12 protein-coding genes and 2 pseudogenes are annotated in these 15,502 nt (G+C 67.6%); 1 reads left to right on the top strand and 13 read right to left on the bottom strand.

Translation table 11 applies throughout. From position 1 onward, the window contains the following. Positions 1-132: 132 nt before the first annotated feature. The 5 genes from FPJ27_RS00125 to FPJ27_RS00105 all read right to left on the bottom strand — a co-directional run bounded on the left by FPJ27_RS00125 (position 133) and on the right by FPJ27_RS00105 (position 3,893). On the bottom strand, positions 133-867 hold the full coding sequence (locus FPJ27_RS00125; protein WP_034182521.1) for an LrgB family protein: 735 nt from the start codon (positions 865-867) through the stop codon (positions 133-135). Beyond that, positions 864-1,235 carry a CidA/LrgA family protein gene (locus tag FPJ27_RS00120; RefSeq protein ID WP_034182620.1) on the bottom strand — a complete coding sequence of 124 codons (372 nt, stop codon included), beginning with the start codon at positions 1,233-1,235 and terminating at the stop codon, positions 864-866. The genes FPJ27_RS00125 and FPJ27_RS00120 overlap by 4 nt, the downstream gene beginning before the upstream one ends. 350 nt (positions 1,236-1,585) lie before the next feature. Then, the gene (locus FPJ27_RS00115) at positions 1,586-2,620 is read right to left on the bottom strand and encodes an alpha/beta hydrolase (RefSeq protein ID WP_204420972.1); all 1,035 of its coding nucleotides are present in this window, start codon (positions 2,618-2,620) and stop codon (positions 1,586-1,588) included. A 57-nt stretch (positions 2,621-2,677) separates the two neighbouring features. Then, positions 2,678-3,103 (bottom strand): organic hydroperoxide resistance protein, encoded by a 426-nt coding sequence (locus FPJ27_RS00110; RefSeq protein ID WP_204420971.1) that lies wholly within the window; start codon positions 3,101-3,103, stop codon positions 2,678-2,680. A 223-nt stretch (positions 3,104-3,326) separates the two neighbouring features. Further along, the gene (locus tag FPJ27_RS00105; protein ID WP_204420970.1) at positions 3,327-3,893 is read right to left on the bottom strand and encodes a TetR/AcrR family transcriptional regulator; all 567 of its coding nucleotides are present in this window, start codon (positions 3,891-3,893) and stop codon (positions 3,327-3,329) included. A gap of 290 nt (positions 3,894-4,183) precedes the next feature. Here FPJ27_RS00105 and FPJ27_RS00100 point away from each other — a divergent pair. Further along, positions 4,184-6,038 (top strand): annotated as a pseudogene (locus tag FPJ27_RS00100) (ABC transporter ATP-binding protein). 61 nt (positions 6,039-6,099) lie between these two features. On the opposite strand, the gene FPJ27_RS00095 reads toward FPJ27_RS00100, so the two are convergent. The 8 genes and pseudogenes from FPJ27_RS00095 to potA form a co-directional block, all read right to left on the bottom strand. Then, positions 6,100-7,590 carry an aldehyde dehydrogenase gene (locus FPJ27_RS00095; RefSeq protein WP_204420969.1) on the bottom strand — a complete coding sequence of 497 codons (1,491 nt, stop codon included), beginning with the start codon at positions 7,588-7,590 and terminating at the stop codon, positions 6,100-6,102. A 25-nt stretch (positions 7,591-7,615) separates the two neighbouring features. Continuing rightward, the gene (locus FPJ27_RS00090) at positions 7,616-9,031 is read right to left on the bottom strand and encodes an amidase family protein (RefSeq protein ID WP_204420968.1); all 1,416 of its coding nucleotides are present in this window, start codon (positions 9,029-9,031) and stop codon (positions 7,616-7,618) included. Positions 9,032-9,078: 47 nt separating this feature from the next. Further along, positions 9,079-9,459 (bottom strand): cupin domain-containing protein, encoded by a 381-nt coding sequence (locus FPJ27_RS00085; RefSeq protein WP_204420967.1) that lies wholly within the window; start codon positions 9,457-9,459, stop codon positions 9,079-9,081. 71 nt (positions 9,460-9,530) lie between these two features. After that, positions 9,531-10,823, bottom strand: a complete 1,293-nt coding sequence (locus FPJ27_RS00080; RefSeq protein ID WP_204420966.1) for an FAD-binding oxidoreductase — start codon at positions 10,821-10,823, stop codon at positions 9,531-9,533. A 26-nt stretch (positions 10,824-10,849) separates the two neighbouring features. Further along, positions 10,850-12,424 (bottom strand): DUF3138 family protein, encoded by a 1,575-nt coding sequence (locus FPJ27_RS00075; protein ID WP_204420965.1) that lies wholly within the window; start codon positions 12,422-12,424, stop codon positions 10,850-10,852. 21 nt (positions 12,425-12,445) lie between these two features. Beyond that, positions 12,446-13,378: an ABC transporter permease subunit gene (locus tag FPJ27_RS00070; protein WP_204420964.1), complete on the bottom strand. Its 933-nt coding sequence runs from the start codon at positions 13,376-13,378 to the stop codon at positions 12,446-12,448. Next, positions 13,375-14,358, bottom strand: coding sequence for an ABC transporter permease subunit (locus tag FPJ27_RS00065; protein WP_204420963.1), 984 nt, complete (start codon positions 14,356-14,358; stop codon positions 13,375-13,377). The genes FPJ27_RS00070 and FPJ27_RS00065 overlap by 4 nt, the downstream gene beginning before the upstream one ends. 10 nt (positions 14,359-14,368) lie before the next feature. After that, positions 14,369-15,448: pseudogene (potA, locus tag FPJ27_RS00060) on the bottom strand (polyamine ABC transporter ATP-binding protein); the annotation flags it as partial. Between the last annotated feature and the right edge of the window lie 54 nt (positions 15,449-15,502).

Genomic DNA, 15,502 nt, shown 5'->3' with positions numbered 1-15,502 from the left:
TAGCCGATCGCTGCGCAAATGTCCGTGTGCGTTCCTGAATTTTCCTGATAACGACAGCGATACATGCGCGCCGGGCACGCCGTCGTGTCGCCATGCCGTCCGCGCCCATCAGGGAAACCGATAACCCGGGGCTCAGACCCAGCGCGACAGCACCGGCAGCAGGATCGGCACGACGAACGCCGTCAGCACGCCGTTCAGCCCCATTCCGAGCCCGGCGAACGCGCCGGCCTCCTCGCTGACCTGGAACGCGCGCGCGGTGCCGATCCCGTGCGACGCGACGCCGAGCGCGAAGCCGCGCACGGCCGGCTCGTCGATCCGCAGCGCGTTGAGGATCCCGCGCGCGCACACCGCGCCGAAAATCCCGGTCGAGATCACAAGCACGGCGGTCAGCGACGGAATGCCGCCGATCTCCGCGGCGACGGCCATCGCGATCGGCGTCGTCGCCGATTTCGGCGCAAGCGACGCGATCGTCTGGTGCGATGCGCCGAACAGCGCGGCGATGCCGACCGCCGACACGATCGCGGTCAGCGAGCCCGCGAGCAGGCCGACGAGCAGCGGCAGCGCGCTGCGCCGCAGCTTCGACCACTGCCGGTACAGCGGCAGCGCGAGCGCGACGGTCGCGGGGCCGAGCAGGAAATGGACGAACTGCGCGCCTTCGAAATAGGTCGGATACGGCGTATGCGTGATCGTCAGCAGCACGACGATCAGCGCGACCGCGATCAGCACGGGGTTCGCGAGCGGATTGAAGCGCGCCCGTGCATAAACGGCCTGCGCGAACAGATATGCGATCAACGTGATGGTCAGGCCCAGCAGCGGGGTCGCCGCGAGATAGACCCAGATCGCGCCGAGTTTCGGGAAGGCCGTCATTGCGTGCGCTCCGCGGTGCCGTCCGCACGGCGCTGGCGCCGCAGCAGCGCACGCGTGACGAGCGCCGTCACCGCGATCGCGAGCGTGGTGCTCACCGCCAGCGCGACGACGACCGCCACCGCATCGCCGCGCACGCGGTCGGCCGACACCATGATGCCGACGCCGGCCGGCACGAACAGCAGCGACAGGTGGCGCAGCAGCTCGAGCGCGGTCGGTTCGATCGCGTCGGCCACCTGCGGGCGCAGCATCACGAAGCCGAACAGCAGCAGCATGCCGATCACCGGGCCCGGCACCGGCAGGGCGAACAGATAGGACACGCCTTCCCCTAGACACTGGAAGACCAGCAAGACCGCGAATGCCTGCAGCATGAACCGCTTCTCCCGAAGGTGGCCGCGAGTCCGCGCGGCCGCCGGGCCGGCGGCTTGCGGCGCCGGCGTGAACGATATGCGCGATCGTATCAACAATGCATGCGGCTGGTCGCGACGGCGCAATCGCACGATTGCGAGATCCCGGTTCCGCCGTTTCAATCCGGTCGGATCAGCCAGGAGAGCGGGCGGAACCGGGCGAGACGAAGGAGCGATCGCGCGACGGTCCGGACGCGAGTGGTGTCGCCATTCACCACGCCCGTCGTCCGCATGCAAAAACGGCGGGCATGAGCCCGCCGCTTCGTCGTTCGCATTCGAATGCATTCTTTCGAATTCGAATGCCACCCGCCACGTTACTTCAGCCGAGTCGCGATTTCATTCGCCAGCGCCTTCGTCGCGGCCTTCGTCGGTGCATCCGCAGCCAGCGCGTTCAGCAGACCGAAATCATGAATCGTGCCGTCGTAGCGCGTGGTCGTCGCGTCGACACCGGCCGCGTCGAGCTTGCGGCCATATGCTTCGCCTTCGTCGCGCAGCACGTCGAACTGCGCGACCTGGATCAGCGCGGGCGGCAGGCCCTTCAACTGCGCGATGCTCGCACGCAGCGGCGACGCGTAGATGTCGTTGCGTTGCGCTTCGTTCTTCGTATAGGCGTCCCAGAACCACTTCATCATCGGCCGCGTCAGGAAGTGACCCTGCTGATACGCGTTGTACGAGCCCGTATTGAAGTCGTGGTCCGTGACGGGCCACATCAGGCCCTGGAAGCGGATCGCGGGGCCGCCCTTGTCCTTCGCCATCAGCGACACCACGGCCGCCATGTTCCCGCCGACGCTGTTGCCGACCACCGCGAGGCGGCTGCCGTCGACACCGATCTCCGCGCCGTGCGCGGCTACCCACTTCGTCGCCGCATACGCCTGGTTGATCGCGACCGGGTAATGCGCTTCCGGCGACGGCGTGTAATTCACGAATACCGCGACGGCGCCCGACTGCACGACGAGATCGCGCACGAGGCGTTCATGCGTCGGGAAGTCGCCGAGAATCCAGCCGCCGCCGTGGAAGAACATGAACACCGGCAGCGTGCCCGTCGCGCCCTGCGGGCGAACGATCGTGATCGGCACCGCCAAGCCGTCCTGCTCGATCGTGCGGTTCGACACGTCGATGCCCGACAGGTCGACCTTCGCGCCGTTCTGCGCGTCGACAAGCACCTGGCGCGCCTTCGCGGGGCTCAACGTTTCGAGGCCGGGGCCCTTCTGGCCGTTCAGCGCGGCGAGGAACCCGCTCGTCGCCGCATCGGGCCGGACGGCTTCGGCGCCGGCGGCGAATGCGGCGGACGCGGTGGACAACGTGGCTGCAACAGCGGCGGCGATCAGCAGCGGCTTGACGATCTTCATGACGAAACTCCTTGGCTTAACCGGTGAATGGCGATCAATGGTTCGTAGTACGTGCGATCAGACGAGCGTCAACGTGACGTCGATGTTGCCGCGCGTCGCGTTCGAGTACGGGCAGACGACGTGTGCACGGTCGATCAACGTTTGCGCGGCGTCGCGATCGAGGCCCGGCAGCGAGATCTTCAGTTCGACTTCGATGCCGAAGCCGTTCGGGATCGCGCCGATGCCGACGCTGCCTTCGATGGCGGCATCCGCGGGGATCGCGATCTTGTCGCGGGCCGCGACGAACTTCATCGCACCGATGAAGCACGCGCTATAGCCGGCCGCGAACAGTTGCTCGGGGTTCGCGCCTGCGCCGCCGGCGCCGCCGAGTTCGCGCGGCGTGGTCAGCTTCAGGTCCAGGCCGCTTTCGGGCACCGTGGCACGGCCGTCGCGGCCGCCGGTGGCTTTTGCATGGGCGCGGTACAGCACTTTTTCGATCGACATGACAGACTCCTTTTCAATCAGTGAGTGAAACAGCCTTCCAACCCGGGACCGCGCGCCGACAGCCTGGCCGCCGGCGTCACGCCCGTTTATCTACTCATAGATAGATAAACATCCCCAAAAAATGCAGGCGGGCAATCCACCTGCCCCGATCATCTATCTACCAACAGATAGATAACAAAGCCCAATAAAAGGCGGCGAACCGCCTGACTGCTTGCCCCGTCCGTCAGGACCGGGTTTTCCAGACAGCCTCGACATCCTCGAGACGCGCCCGTGTGTGAAACAGCCGGCTGGCCAGCACGCTGCCCTGGAACGCCGCGTACAACGCGCGCGCCGCCGTTTCGGGCTTGCCGCTGAACCGCAGCGTGCCTTCCTTCGCGCCCTGCGCCAGCAATTCCGCAAGCCAGCTCTCGTTGGCCTTGAAGAATGCCTGCACGGCCTGCCGCACGTTCTCCGGCAACGATTCGATGTCGGCCGCGAGCATCCCGCACAGGCAGATCTGGTTGCCGTCGCCGAGCGTCCGGCCGAACAGCTTCGTGTACAGGCTCAGCTTCACGTCGGCCGGCAACGCCGGATCGATCGCCCGCATGGCCGCGAGGACTTCGTCGCTGTAGGCCGCTACCGCTTCCAGCACGAGGTCGTCCTTCGACGGGAAATAGTAGTGGATGCTCGACGTCTTCACGCCCACCAGGTCGGACAGGTCTCGATAGCTGAAGCCGTTGTAACCGCGCAGCATCATCAGCGTGATCGCGTGGTCGAGAATCTGTTCGCGGACGGTCGGTTTCGTTTCCATGGATCGAACTTTATCTACTCATAGATAGACAGTCAAGGACTTTTTTTGGGGCGGGATGAAAAGTCGCGAAAGCCCGGCGGTGCGGGCACGCGCCGCCCCGCCCAGCCGCGGCTGCTTACAACCGGCCTGCAGCCCGATCGAATCGATGCGACACTCGCAGCCGGGCGACGCGACCACGACGCAATCGTCGGTCGGTACGGAGTGCGCGCCAGCACCCCGACATCGCGTCGCGCCCGGCACCTGCATCACCGGCCCGCCCGCTGCGTCGGACCGAATAAGGAGAACAGTCGATGTACTCGTGGTTTGAACGGCGCCTGCCGACTTTCCCGCTCGAAGATCCCGTCACGCCGCCGAAGGGATTCTTTTCGTTCGTCTGGGCGTGCACGAAAGGCGCACGCGGCTGGATTCTGCTGATCGCGCTGACGTCGGCCGCGCTGGCTGCGTACGAAGCCGCACTGTTCGCGATGATGGGGCGCGTGGTCGACTGGCTGTCGTCGTCGGCGACGCCGGCGGAGTTCGGCGGCCGCCACTTCGGCACGCTTGCCGGCTTCGCGGCGATCCTCGTCGGCAGCGCGCTGCTGATCGTGCTGCATACGATGGTCAAGCACCAGGTGCTCGCGATCAACTTCCCGATGCGGCTGCGCTGGCTGTTTCACCGGCTGATGCTCGACCAGAGCCTGTCGTTCTATGCGAACGAGTTCGCCGGCCGCGTGACGACCAAGATCATGCAGACCGCGCTCGCCGTGCGCGATGCACTGTTCATGTCGGTCGACGTCGTGATCGGCGTTGCCGCGTACCTGATCGGCATCCTCGCGCTTGCAGCGAGCTTCGACTGGCGGCTGATGATTCCGCTCGCGCTGTGGGCGCTCGGCTATGGCGCGGCGTGCGCGTTTTTCGTGCCGCGCCTGGGCGCCGTCGGCAGCCGGCAGGCCGACGCGCGCGCGCTGATGACGGGCCGCATCACCGACGCGTATTCGAACATCACGACCGTGAAGCTGTTCTCGCATACGCGGCGCGAAGCCGACCACGCACGCCGCGCGATGGAAGCGTTCAAGGCGACCGGCGACGCGCAGATGCGGCTGGTCAGCGCGTTCGAGATCGTCAACCACCTGCTGTCGACGCTGCTGCTGGTCGGCTCGACCGGCCTCGCGCTGTATCTGTGGATGCATGGCGAAGCGAGCGCGGGCGTCGTCGCGGCCGTGATCGCGATGGCGCTGCGCCTGTCGAGCTATTCGCACTGGATCATGTGGGAGATGACCGAGCTGTTCGAGAACGTCGGCACGATCCAGGACGGCATCAACACGCTGACGAAGGTGCGCAGCGTGGTCGACGCGCCCGATGCGAAGCCGCTCGCGGTGCAGCGCGGCGGGATCGTGTTCGACAACGTGCAGTTCGCGCACGAGGACAACGACCGCGCGGTGTTCGACGGGCTGAACCTGACGATCCGGCCGGGCGAGCGGATCGGCCTGATCGGCCGCTCGGGTGCCGGCAAGTCGACGCTCGTGAACCTGCTGCTGCGCTTCTACGACGTGGGCGGCGGCACGATCCGGATCGACGGGCAGGACATCGCGCACGTGACGCAGGACAGCCTGCGCAGCGCGATCGGCATGGTCACGCAGGATACGTCGCTGCTGCACCGGACGATGCGAGAACCTGCTGTACGGTCGACCCGATGCAACCGAGCGAGAAATGCAGGACGCGGCCGCGCGCGCGGAGGCGGCCGAATTCATCGACCGGCTGCGCGACCGCCACGGGCGCAGCGGCTACGACGTCGAGGTCGGCGAGCGCGGCGTGAAGCTGTCGGGCGGCCAGCGGCAGCGTGTCGCGATCGCGCGCGTGATGCTCAAGGACGCGCCGATCCTGGTGCTCGACGAAGCGACCAGCGCGCTCGATTCCGAAGTCGAAGTCGCGATCCAGCGCAGCCTCGACACGCTGATGAGCGGCAAGACGGTGATCGCGATCGCGCACCGGCTGTCGACGATCGCGGCGATGGACCGGCTGATCGTGCTCGACGAAGGGCGCATCGTCGAGGAAGGCACGCACCAGCAACTGCTGCAGGCGGGCGGCATCTATGCGGCGCTGTGGGCGCACCAGAGCGGCGGGTTCCTCGGCGAAACGGCGGAAGCGGAAGGCGCGGAGCAGTAGGCCGCTCCACGATACGTGCGACGCGCGGCCTCGTTGCCAGGGCCACGCGTCGCGCCGGGCACTACAACCGCACGACCGTCGATTTCAGCTCGGTGTATTTGTCGAGCGCGTGCAGCGACTTGTCGCGACCGTTGCCCGACTGCTTGTAGCCGCCGAACGGGAAGTTCAGGTCGTCGCTGCCGTCGCCGTAGCAGTTGACCCACACGGTGCCTGCGCGCAGGCGCCGCGCAACGTGGTGCGCCGTCGCGAGATCGGCGGACCAGACGGCCGCGGCCAGCCCGTATTCGGTGTCGTTCGCAATCCTCACGGCCTCGTCGACGTCGTCGAACACGATCACCGACAGCACGGGCCCGAAGATCTCTTCGCGTGCGATCTTCGCACCGGGCTTCACCTCGAACACCGTCGGCTCGACGTAGAAGCCGCCCGTCTCCTCGCGCACGCGCGTCCCGCCCGTCACGAGGCGGCCCTCGTCGCGCCCGATGCCGATGTAACCCATCACGCGATCGAGCTGCACACGATCGACGATCGCGCCCATCGTCACCGACGGATCGAGCGGATGCCCGGGCGCGAAACGCCGCGATGCTTCGACCAGTTTCGCGACGAATACATCCTTGATGTCGCGATGCACGAGCAAACGCGAGCCGGCCGTACACACTTCGCCCATGTTGAAGAAGATCGCATCGGCCGCCGCTTGCGCGGCGCGGTCGAGATCGGGGCAATCGGGCAGCACGATGTTCGGCGACTTGCCGCCCAGTTCGAGCCACACGCGCTTCAGGTTCGACTGCGCGGCGCACGCCATGATCTGCTGGCCGGTGCGCGTCGACCCGGTAAATGCGATGCAATCGACATCGCGATGCAGCGCCAGCGCCCTGCCCGGCTCCGCGCCGCCCGGCACGACGCTGAACACGCCGGGCGGCACGCCGGCATCGCATGCGAGCTGCGCGACGCGGATCGCGGTCAGCGGCGATTTCTCCGACGGCTTCAGCACGACACTATTGCCGGCCGCGAGCGCCGGCGCGAACTTCCACGCGGCCATCAGCAGCGGAAAATTCCACGGCACGACCGCCGCGACGACGCCGATCGGCTCGCGCGTGACGAGCCCGACGAGATGATGGTCCGCCGGCACGACCTCGCCGCCAACCTTGTCGATCGCTTCCGCATACCATTCGACGCAATGCGCGGCGGCCGGCACGTCGATCGCCGTGGTGTCGGCAATCGGCTTGCCGGTGTCGAGGGTCTCGAGCAGCGCGAGTTCGTCGAGATGTTCGCGCATCAGCGCGGCCCAGCGTTGCAAAACGGCCTTGCGGCCGCGCGGATTCATGCCGGCCCAGACCTGCGCGTCGAACGCGCGGCGCGCAGCCGCGACCGCGGCGTCGACATCGTCGCCGCCGCAATCGGCCACGTGCGCGAGCACGCAGCCATCGATCGGGCTCACGCAAGCGAAGGTCGCGCTGGCGTGCGCGTCGCGCGCTTCACCGTCGATGAACGCGCGCCCTTCGATCCGCAACACTGCCGCGCGGGCCTGCCAGTCTTCGAATGTCCGTTGATTCATGCGTATTCCCGTGAAAAGTCGCCCATTACGATCCGGTAACCGGATCGATCGGCGTGAAGATACCCGCGCGCGCCTCGATCGCCTCGCCCGCGGCGAGACACAGCGCCTCCTGGAAGCGTCCGGCGACGAGTTGCACGCCGGTCGGCACGCCGTCGCGAATGCCGGTCGGCACCGACAGCCCCGGTAGCCCGAGCAGCGCCGTCGCGAGCAGCGGCCCCTGCCGGCCGACGATCTCGCGCATCGCGTCGTCACCGTGCTGGTCGGCGTCGATCTCGAACGGCTGCGCGCACGACACGGGCATCAGCAGCAGCGGATAGCGCGTAAAGAACTGCTGCCAGTCGCGCAGCAGCGCGGTGCGCCGCGCGAGGCCGTTCATGTAGCCGGCGAGATCCAGCTGCGCCGCGAGATTGCGCTGGCTCGCGAACGCGGTGCGGATCGCCGCGTCGCCGTGCTGCATGATCACGTCGCCGAGCCCGCCGCGCGCTTCGTTGGTCACGAGGTCGAGCCACAGTTCGCACGCTTCGGCGATCCGCGGCGGTTCCGCTTCCTCGACGATGCAGCCGGCATCCTCGAGCCAGCGCGCGGCCTGCCGGATCGCGTCGACAACCACCGGATCGGACGGCACGCCCGGCAGCGCCGGACACACGGCCACGCGCGCGGGGAACGCGGCCTCGCGCGCGGCCGGTGCGACCGGCATCCACCATGCGTCGCGCGCGTCGCCGGCCGCCATCGCATCGAGTGCGAGCCGCAGGTCGCCGACCGTGCGCGCGAGCGGCCCCTGCACGGACGCGAGCTGCACCGCGAGCGTGCGGTCCTTCGACTGCGTCGGGTTGTACGCGGGGACACGCCCGGTGCTCGGCCGCAGCCCGGCCACGCCGCACGCATACGCCGGGTACCGGATCGAGCCGCCCAGGTCGTTGCCGTGCGCGATCGCGCCGATGCCGGCGGCCACCGCCGCGGCCGCGCCGCCGCTCGAACCGCCCGGCGTCAGCGCCGGATTCCACGGATTCGACGTGCGGCCGTGCAGCTCGTTGTCGGTAAACCAGCGATACGAAAACGCCGGCGCGTTGCTGCGCCCGATCACGATCGCCCCGGCCTTGCGCAGGTTCGCGGTCACCGGGCTGTCCTCGTGTGCGATCAGGTCCGAAAACGCGCGCACGCCGTTGGTCGTCGCGCATCCTGCCGTGTCGACGTTGATCTTCACGGTCACCGGCACACCGTGCAACGGGCCGAGCGGCGCGCCGCGCGCGATTGCTGCATCGGCGACGGACGCCGCCTGCAACGCGCTGTCGGCCATGACGTCGACGATCGCGTTGATGACGGGGTTCACCTGTTCAAGCCGCTGCAGGCAGCTGCGCGTGAGTTCCGTCGCCGACACGTCGCGCCGCGCGACATGCGCGGCCATCTCGGCCGCACTGAGACGCCACAATTCCTGGGTCATGGGTTGCTCCTCGTTGATCTCGATGGTTGTCGCAAGCCGGCCGCGCATCACGCGCGCGGCTGGTCGGCCAGCGGTGCATGCGACGCATAGACTTTGCGGCACGTTTCGACGACTTCCCACGTGCCGCGAAAACCCGGCGGGATCACGAACCGGTCGCCGGCGCGCAGCACGCGTTCGCGGCCGTCCGCATCGCGCACGATCGCGACGCCGCTCAGCATTTCGCAATACTCCGACTCGTCGTACTCGATCGTCCAGCGGCCAGGCGTGCATTCCCAGATTCCGCAACTGAACTGCCCGCACGGGCTGATGTAGTGATGCGACAGCGTCTGCATCGGGTTGCCGTCGAGCAGCAGCCCGCTCGGCACGCGGCTCTGCGTGAGCTTCGCCGGCGCCCGCATCAGGTCGACGAGGTTCGTGATGTTGGTCATGTTTGCCTCCAGGGCATGAGTGGTTCGAAATGTTGCGGTGCCGCGCGGCCGGGCGAGACGGCCCGCGCGGTTCAGAGCAGGTCCATCGTCCGGTGCCACGCCATCGCGAGCGCCAGCATCGGCGTGCGCAGCAGGCGCCCGCCCGGGAAGTCGCGATGGCGAATCCGGCCGAACAGGTCGAAGCGCGCGGCTTGCGTGTCGATCGCTTCCGCGATCAGCCGCCCCGCGAGGCCGGTCACGTTGACGCCGTGCCCGGAGAAGCCCTGTGCGAAATACACGGTCGGCTCGAGCCGGCCGAAATGCGGCGCGCGATTCATCGTCGCGTCGATCAGGCCGCCCCACGCGTAGTCGACCCGCACGTCGGCAAGCTGCGGAAACGTCTTCAGCATGTCGCGCCGCATCGCGGCCGCGAGGTCGCGCGGCGTGTTTGTCGAGCTGCTGGCCTTGCCGCCCCACAGCAGCCGGCGGTCGCGCGTCAGCCGAAAATAGTCGAGTGCCGAATTGCTGTCGCAGACCGCCGCGTCGGCCGGCATCGTCTCGGCCGCACGCGTGTCGCCGAGCGACTCCGTCGCGATCAGGTAAGTCGCCACCGGAATGATCTTGCGCGCGAGCGCCGGCGCAAGCTGCCCGAGGTACGCATTGCCCGCCAGCACGACGTAGCGGGCGTCCACGTGCCCGTACGCGCACCTGACGCGGTGGTACGGCGCGGCACGCTCGAGCGCGAGCGCGGGCGTGTCCTCGTGGACCGTCACGCCGGCCTCGCGTGCCGCCCGCGCGAGGCCGAGCGTGTAGTTCAGCGGATGCAGGTGGCCGCTGTCGTCGTGACGCAGGCCGCCGACGTAACGGTCCGATGCGACGAAGTGCTGCATGTCGGCACGCTCGACGATTTCGTAGCCGCGATAGCCGAAGCGGCTTGCCGCGGTATCGCGCCATTTGCGCAGCGCATCGAGATGGCGCGGCTTGTTCGCGGCGGTCAGGTAGCCGAACGTCAGGTCGCAATCGATGCCGTGCCGCTCGACCCGCTGCCTGACGATATCGACCGACTCCAGCCCCATCGCCCACACGCGCCGGACGTCGTCGTCCGGCAGGTACGCCGAGAACGTATCGATGTCGCACGCGTACCCGGCAATCAACTGGCCGCCGTTGCGCCCGCTCGCGCCCCAGCCGATCTTCAATGCCTCGACGAGCACGACCGAATGGCCGCGTTCGGCGAGATCGAGCGCCGCGGACAGGCCGGTGAGCCCGCCGCCGATCACGCAGACGTCGGCGGTCACGCCCCCGTCGAGCCGCGGATGGTACACACGGCTGTTGAGCGTCGCTGCATAGTACGACTGAACATGTTGCTGGTTTTTGAACTTGAGCATGAGTGAGACTCGCGAATGGCGTCGCGTCAGAATGCGTAGATGAGTTGGGTCGCGAGCAGGTCGTTCGACTTCGCATACGACCCGTCGTGACGCAGGAAGACCTTGTTGCTCGCCCAGTCGTGCCGGTATTCGACCTTCACCGTCACCTGCTGGGTCGGGTAGAACAGCAGGTCGAACGCGGCGGCCTGCCGTGTCGCGCCCTTGCACTCGAAGCCGACGCCGCCGTTCGCCTTCGACAGCGCAAGGCAGTCCGCGTCGATGCCGAAGCCGTTGTTCGGATCCATCCCGTTGCCGTTCAGGCCGATCGACGAACCGCCGCCGCCGTTCTTCCGGTTCACGAGCAGGTCATAGCGCAGCGTCGCGCCCATCCGGCCGACCACCGGCGCGTTGAACTTGCGGTGCGCGAGCAGCGACAGCCCGAACCATTGCGCGAGCCCGCCGTTGAACGCGCCGTGCTGCTGCTGGCCATAGTCGATCTCGGCGTTGTACTGCGCGTCGGCGAGCGTGTAGGTCGCGTCGGCTTCGCCGAAGAAGAACGCGCCGTACGCGCTCGGCGCGTTGCCGCCGACGCCGTAGCGCACGTTGCCGGTCGCCGGATCGATCGCGCTCGGCAGCGTCTGGCGGCCGATGTTGATCGAGCCGCCGATATCGAGCGCGCTGCCGTGCAGGTAGTCGACGCGCGCGGTGAAGGTCGGCACCTTGTTGCTCGTCGTGATCGGGTCGCCGAGCGCGTTGACGCCCGTCTGCGTGACCGCGCCCGCGCTGCGGAACTGTTCGTTGCCGACGAAGAACTTCCACGCCCAGTGGCCGTCCGCGCTCTGGTAGTTGATGCCCGCGCCGATCGACGAACCCGGGTCGGAGAAGTCGTACAACAGGTTGTGCGTGAGCGTGAGCATCTGGCTCGACTGCTGGTACTCGTAGCCGCCGAAGCCGAGCACGAGCCCGCCGACGAACGCCGTCGTGCCCGACAGCGGCACCGTGACGACCGCCGTGTTCACGATGTCGAGCCCGCTCGCGCCGCTGCCCGTCATCATCGACAGGCCCGCGCCGCGGTTCGGCATCAGCGTGATTTCCGCGGACGGCGCGGTCGGGCCGACGCCGAACGTCTTCTTGATGTCGAGGAATACGTCGCCGAACGTGCTGTTGTAGTACGTGTATGCGTTCTCATGGTTCGCGAACTGGAACGACGACGTGCCGGCGCCGCGGTTGTACATGTAGGTCGGGTCGAGGTAGCCGGTCACCGACAGCCCCGCGATCGGGCCGGTGCGCGCCGCGTCGGTCAGCGAATCGACCTTCAGTTGCTGGTTCGCGACCTGCTGGCGGATTTCCGTCACGTCGTCGTTGGTCAGCACGGCCGGCGCCTGCCCGTAGCCGGGCGCCGACGCGTCGGCCGCGGCCGCGCCGGTCGCCACTGGCGCTGCGTTGGATGCAACCGGCGCGGCCGCCGGTTTCGCGGCGAGTTGCGCTTGCATCGCGCTCATCTGCCGCTGCAGCACGGCCAGCTGCTGCTGCAGCGCCCTGATCTGGTCGGCGCTCGAGTTCGCGACGGCGAGCCCCGGCAGCGCACCGGCGATCAGCGCGCACAGATACTTCTTCTTCATGGAAAGTCTCCTGGTCGTTCTTCACTTCACGGGATGCGGTGCGGGGGCGTGTCGGGGGTGCGCGGGCGACGGCCGCGCAGGCGGCAAAGCGGACGGTGAAGCAGGCGCAACCGCGACGGACGCCGCATGCCACGCACGCGCATCGCGCGCCTGCCGCCGCTCGCGGGCAAGCATCGCGCGGTTCACGACGACGACGCCGATCGTCACGACCGTGATGAACACCGTTGCGAGCGCATTCATTTCCGGATTCAGCCCGAGCCGCACGCGCGAGAACACGACGAGCGGCAACGTCGTCGATCCGGGGCCCGACAGGAATGCGGACAGGATCACGTCGTCGATCGACACCGTGAACGCGAGCAGCCAGCCCGACACCAGCGCCTGCGCGATCAGCGGCAGCGTGATCACGAAGAACACTTTCCACGGCCTCGCGCCAAGGTCGAGCGCGGCTTCCTCGATCGAGCGGTCGAGCTCCTTCACGCGCGACTGCACGATCACCGCGACGAACGACAGGCACAGCATCACGTGGCCGATCCAGATCGTCAGCCAGCCGCGCCCGGCCGGCCAGCCGAAGGTCTGCTGCATCGAGACGAACAGCAGCAGCAGCGAGATGCCCTGGATCACTTCAGGAATCACCAGCGGCGCGTTGATCATCGCCGCATAGAGCGTGAAGCCGCGAAAGCGCCCCATGCGCGCCAGCACGAAGCCGGCCCACGTGCCGATCGCGACCGACGCGGTGGCCGTCAGCACCGCGATCTTCAGCGACAGCCACGCGGCCGCAAGCAGTTCGCCGTCGTGCAGCAGCGCGCCGTACCACTTCAGCGAGAAGCCCGACCACACCGTCACGAGCTTCGACTCGTTGAACGAATAGACGACGAGACTGACGATCGGCACGTACAGGAACAGGAAACCCGCGCCCAGCACGCACGCGGACAGGATGCGATTCGCGCGCGTCATTTCTGCGCCTCCGCTTCGGTCTGGCTGTAATGGAGCAGCGCCATCGGCACGAGCAGCAGCATCACCATCGTCACCGTCACCGCGGACGCCATCGGCCAGTCCATGTTGTTGAAGAACTCGTCCCACATCACGCGTCCGAGCATCAGCGTGTTCGCGCCGCCGAGCAGCTCGGGAATCACGTACTCGCCCACTGCCGGGATGAACACGAGCAGGCTGCCCGCGACGATGCCGTTGCGCGACAGCGGCAGCGTGATGCGCCAGAACGCGGACCACGGCGTCGCGCCAAGATCGTTGGCGGCCTCCAGCAGCGTGAGGTCCATCTTCACGAGGTGCGCGTACAGCGGCATCACCATGAACGGCAGATACGAATAGACCATGCCGATGTAGACGCCCGCGTCGGTGTGATACAGGCGCAGCGGCGTCGCGATCACGCCGAGTGCCGCCAGCGCGCGATTCAGCAGCCCGTCGTCCTTCATGATCCCGACCCACGCATACACGCGGATCAGGAACGACGTCCAGAACGGCAGCATCACGGCCATCATCAGCAGGTTGCGGCGGGCCGGCGCCGAGCGCGCGATGCAATACGCGATCGGATAGCCGGCCAGCAGGCACATCAGCGTCGACGCGGCGGCCATCTTCAGCGAGCTGACGTAGGTGTTCAGGTACAGGTCGTCCTGCAACAGCAGCGCGTAATGCTTCAGCGACAGCACGACCTGCACCGTGCCGGCCTCCAGCCGCGCAAGCGCGGTGTACGGCGGAATGCCGAGCATCTGGTCGGCGAAGCTGATCTTCAGCACCAGCACGAACGGCAGCGCGAAGAAGACCGCGAGCCACAGGAACGGCACGCCGATCGCGACGTTGCGGCCCGACGGCAGGAACCGCGACAGCGCGGCGAAACGGCCCGGGCGCGACCGGCCGGCGCCGGTGCTCGCGGCGCCGGTCGACACCGGCGCGGACGAAGTGGAAGCGGAGGTTCTCATCGTGTCGTCCTCACTGCGTCAGCACGACGCCGCTGGCCGGCGACCACGACACGAACACGTCGTCGTTCCAGGCCGGCGCCGCGTCGGTCATCAGGTGCGAGCTCGACAGGTTCGACACGACCGTCTTGCCGCTCGGCAGGCGCACGTGATACAGCGAGTACGCGCCCATGTACGCGATGTCGGTCACGACGCCGCGCGCCCAGTTGTGCTTCGAACCCGGCTTCTCGCGCGACACGTGCACGCGCTCCGGGCGCACCGAGATGCCGACCGGCATCCCGAGCGGGCCGGTCACGCCGTGGCTCACGTACATGCGCGCCTCGAGGTCGTCGCTCTCGACGAAGATGTGATCGGGCTCGTCCTCGACGACGCGCCCTTCGAACAGGTTCGTCGAACCGATGAACTCGGCCGAGAAGCGGCTGTTCGGGAATTCGTAGACTTCGCCTGGCGAGCCGATCTGCACGATCTTGCCTTCGCTCATCACCGCGAGGCGGCTCGCCATCGTCATCGCTTCTTCCTGGTCGTGCGTGACCATCACGCAGGTCACGTCGACCTTCTCGATGATGTTGACCAATTCGAGCTGGGTCTTCTGGCGGATCTTCTTGTCGAGCGCCGACATCGGCTCGTCGAGCAGCAGCAGCTTCGGGCGCTTGACCAGCGAGCGGGCCAGCGCAACGCGCTGCTGCTGTCCGCCCGACAGCTGATGCGGCTTGCGCTTCGCGTACTTGCTCATCTGCACGAGCGCGAGCGCGTCGGCCACGCGTTCCTTGATCTCGTTCTTCGGCGTGCCTTCCTGCTTCAGGCCGAACGCGACGTTCGATTCGACCGTCATGTGCGGGAACAACGCATACGACTGGAACATCATGTTCACCGGGCGGCGGTACGGCGGCAGCGACGCGAGGTCCTCGCCGTCGACGAAGATCTTGCCGGAGGTCGCCGTCTCCAGACCGGCGAGCATGCGCAGCAGCGTCGACTTGCCGCAGCCCGAGCTGCCGAGCAGCGCGAACAGCTCGTTCTTCGCGATCGTCAGGTTCACGTTGTCGACGGCCGTGCTGTCGCCGAATTTCTTCACGACGTTTTCGATGCGCACGAAGGCGTCGTGGCGCGCGCCGGCCGCGGCCGGCGCATCCGGGAGGAGCTGGATCAT

It is taken from the genome of Burkholderia sp. MS455 (assembly GCF_016899445.1).
Classification (GTDB): Bacteria; Pseudomonadota; Gammaproteobacteria; order Burkholderiales; family Burkholderiaceae; genus Burkholderia; species Burkholderia pyrrocinia_C.
The sequence above is the reverse complement of the archived record's forward strand: the minus strand, read 5'-3'. Positions and strand labels throughout refer to the sequence as shown.

Coding starts and splice junctions, on each gene's coding strand:
- FPJ27_RS00110 (WP_204420971.1), bottom strand. CDS start 3,103: ATGTCGATCGAAAAAGTGCTGTACCGCGCCCATGCAAAAGCCACCGGC.
- FPJ27_RS00095 (WP_204420969.1), bottom strand. CDS start 7,590: ATGAATCAACGGACATTCGAAGACTGGCAGGCCCGCGCGGCAGTGTTG.
- FPJ27_RS00105 (WP_204420970.1), bottom strand. CDS start 3,893: ATGGAAACGAAACCGACCGTCCGCGAACAGATTCTCGACCACGCGATC.
- FPJ27_RS00090 (WP_204420968.1), bottom strand. CDS start 9,031: ATGACCCAGGAATTGTGGCGTCTCAGTGCGGCCGAGATGGCCGCGCAT.
- FPJ27_RS00085 (WP_204420967.1), bottom strand. CDS start 9,459: ATGACCAACATCACGAACCTCGTCGACCTGATGCGGGCGCCGGCGAAG.
- FPJ27_RS00080 (WP_204420966.1), bottom strand. CDS start 10,823: ATGCTCAAGTTCAAAAACCAGCAACATGTTCAGTCGTACTATGCAGCG.
- FPJ27_RS00125 (WP_034182521.1), bottom strand. CDS start 867: ATGACGGCCTTCCCGAAACTCGGCGCGATCTGGGTCTATCTCGCGGCG.
- FPJ27_RS00065 (WP_204420963.1), bottom strand. CDS start 14,358: ATGAGAACCTCCGCTTCCACTTCGTCCGCGCCGGTGTCGACCGGCGCC.
- FPJ27_RS00115 (WP_204420972.1), bottom strand. CDS start 2,620: ATGAAGATCGTCAAGCCGCTGCTGATCGCCGCCGCTGTTGCAGCCACG.
- FPJ27_RS00075 (WP_204420965.1), bottom strand. CDS start 12,424: ATGAAGAAGAAGTATCTGTGCGCGCTGATCGCCGGTGCGCTGCCGGGG.
- FPJ27_RS00070 (WP_204420964.1), bottom strand. CDS start 13,378: ATGACGCGCGCGAATCGCATCCTGTCCGCGTGCGTGCTGGGCGCGGGT.
- FPJ27_RS00120 (WP_034182620.1), bottom strand. CDS start 1,235: ATGCTGCAGGCATTCGCGGTCTTGCTGGTCTTCCAGTGTCTAGGGGAA.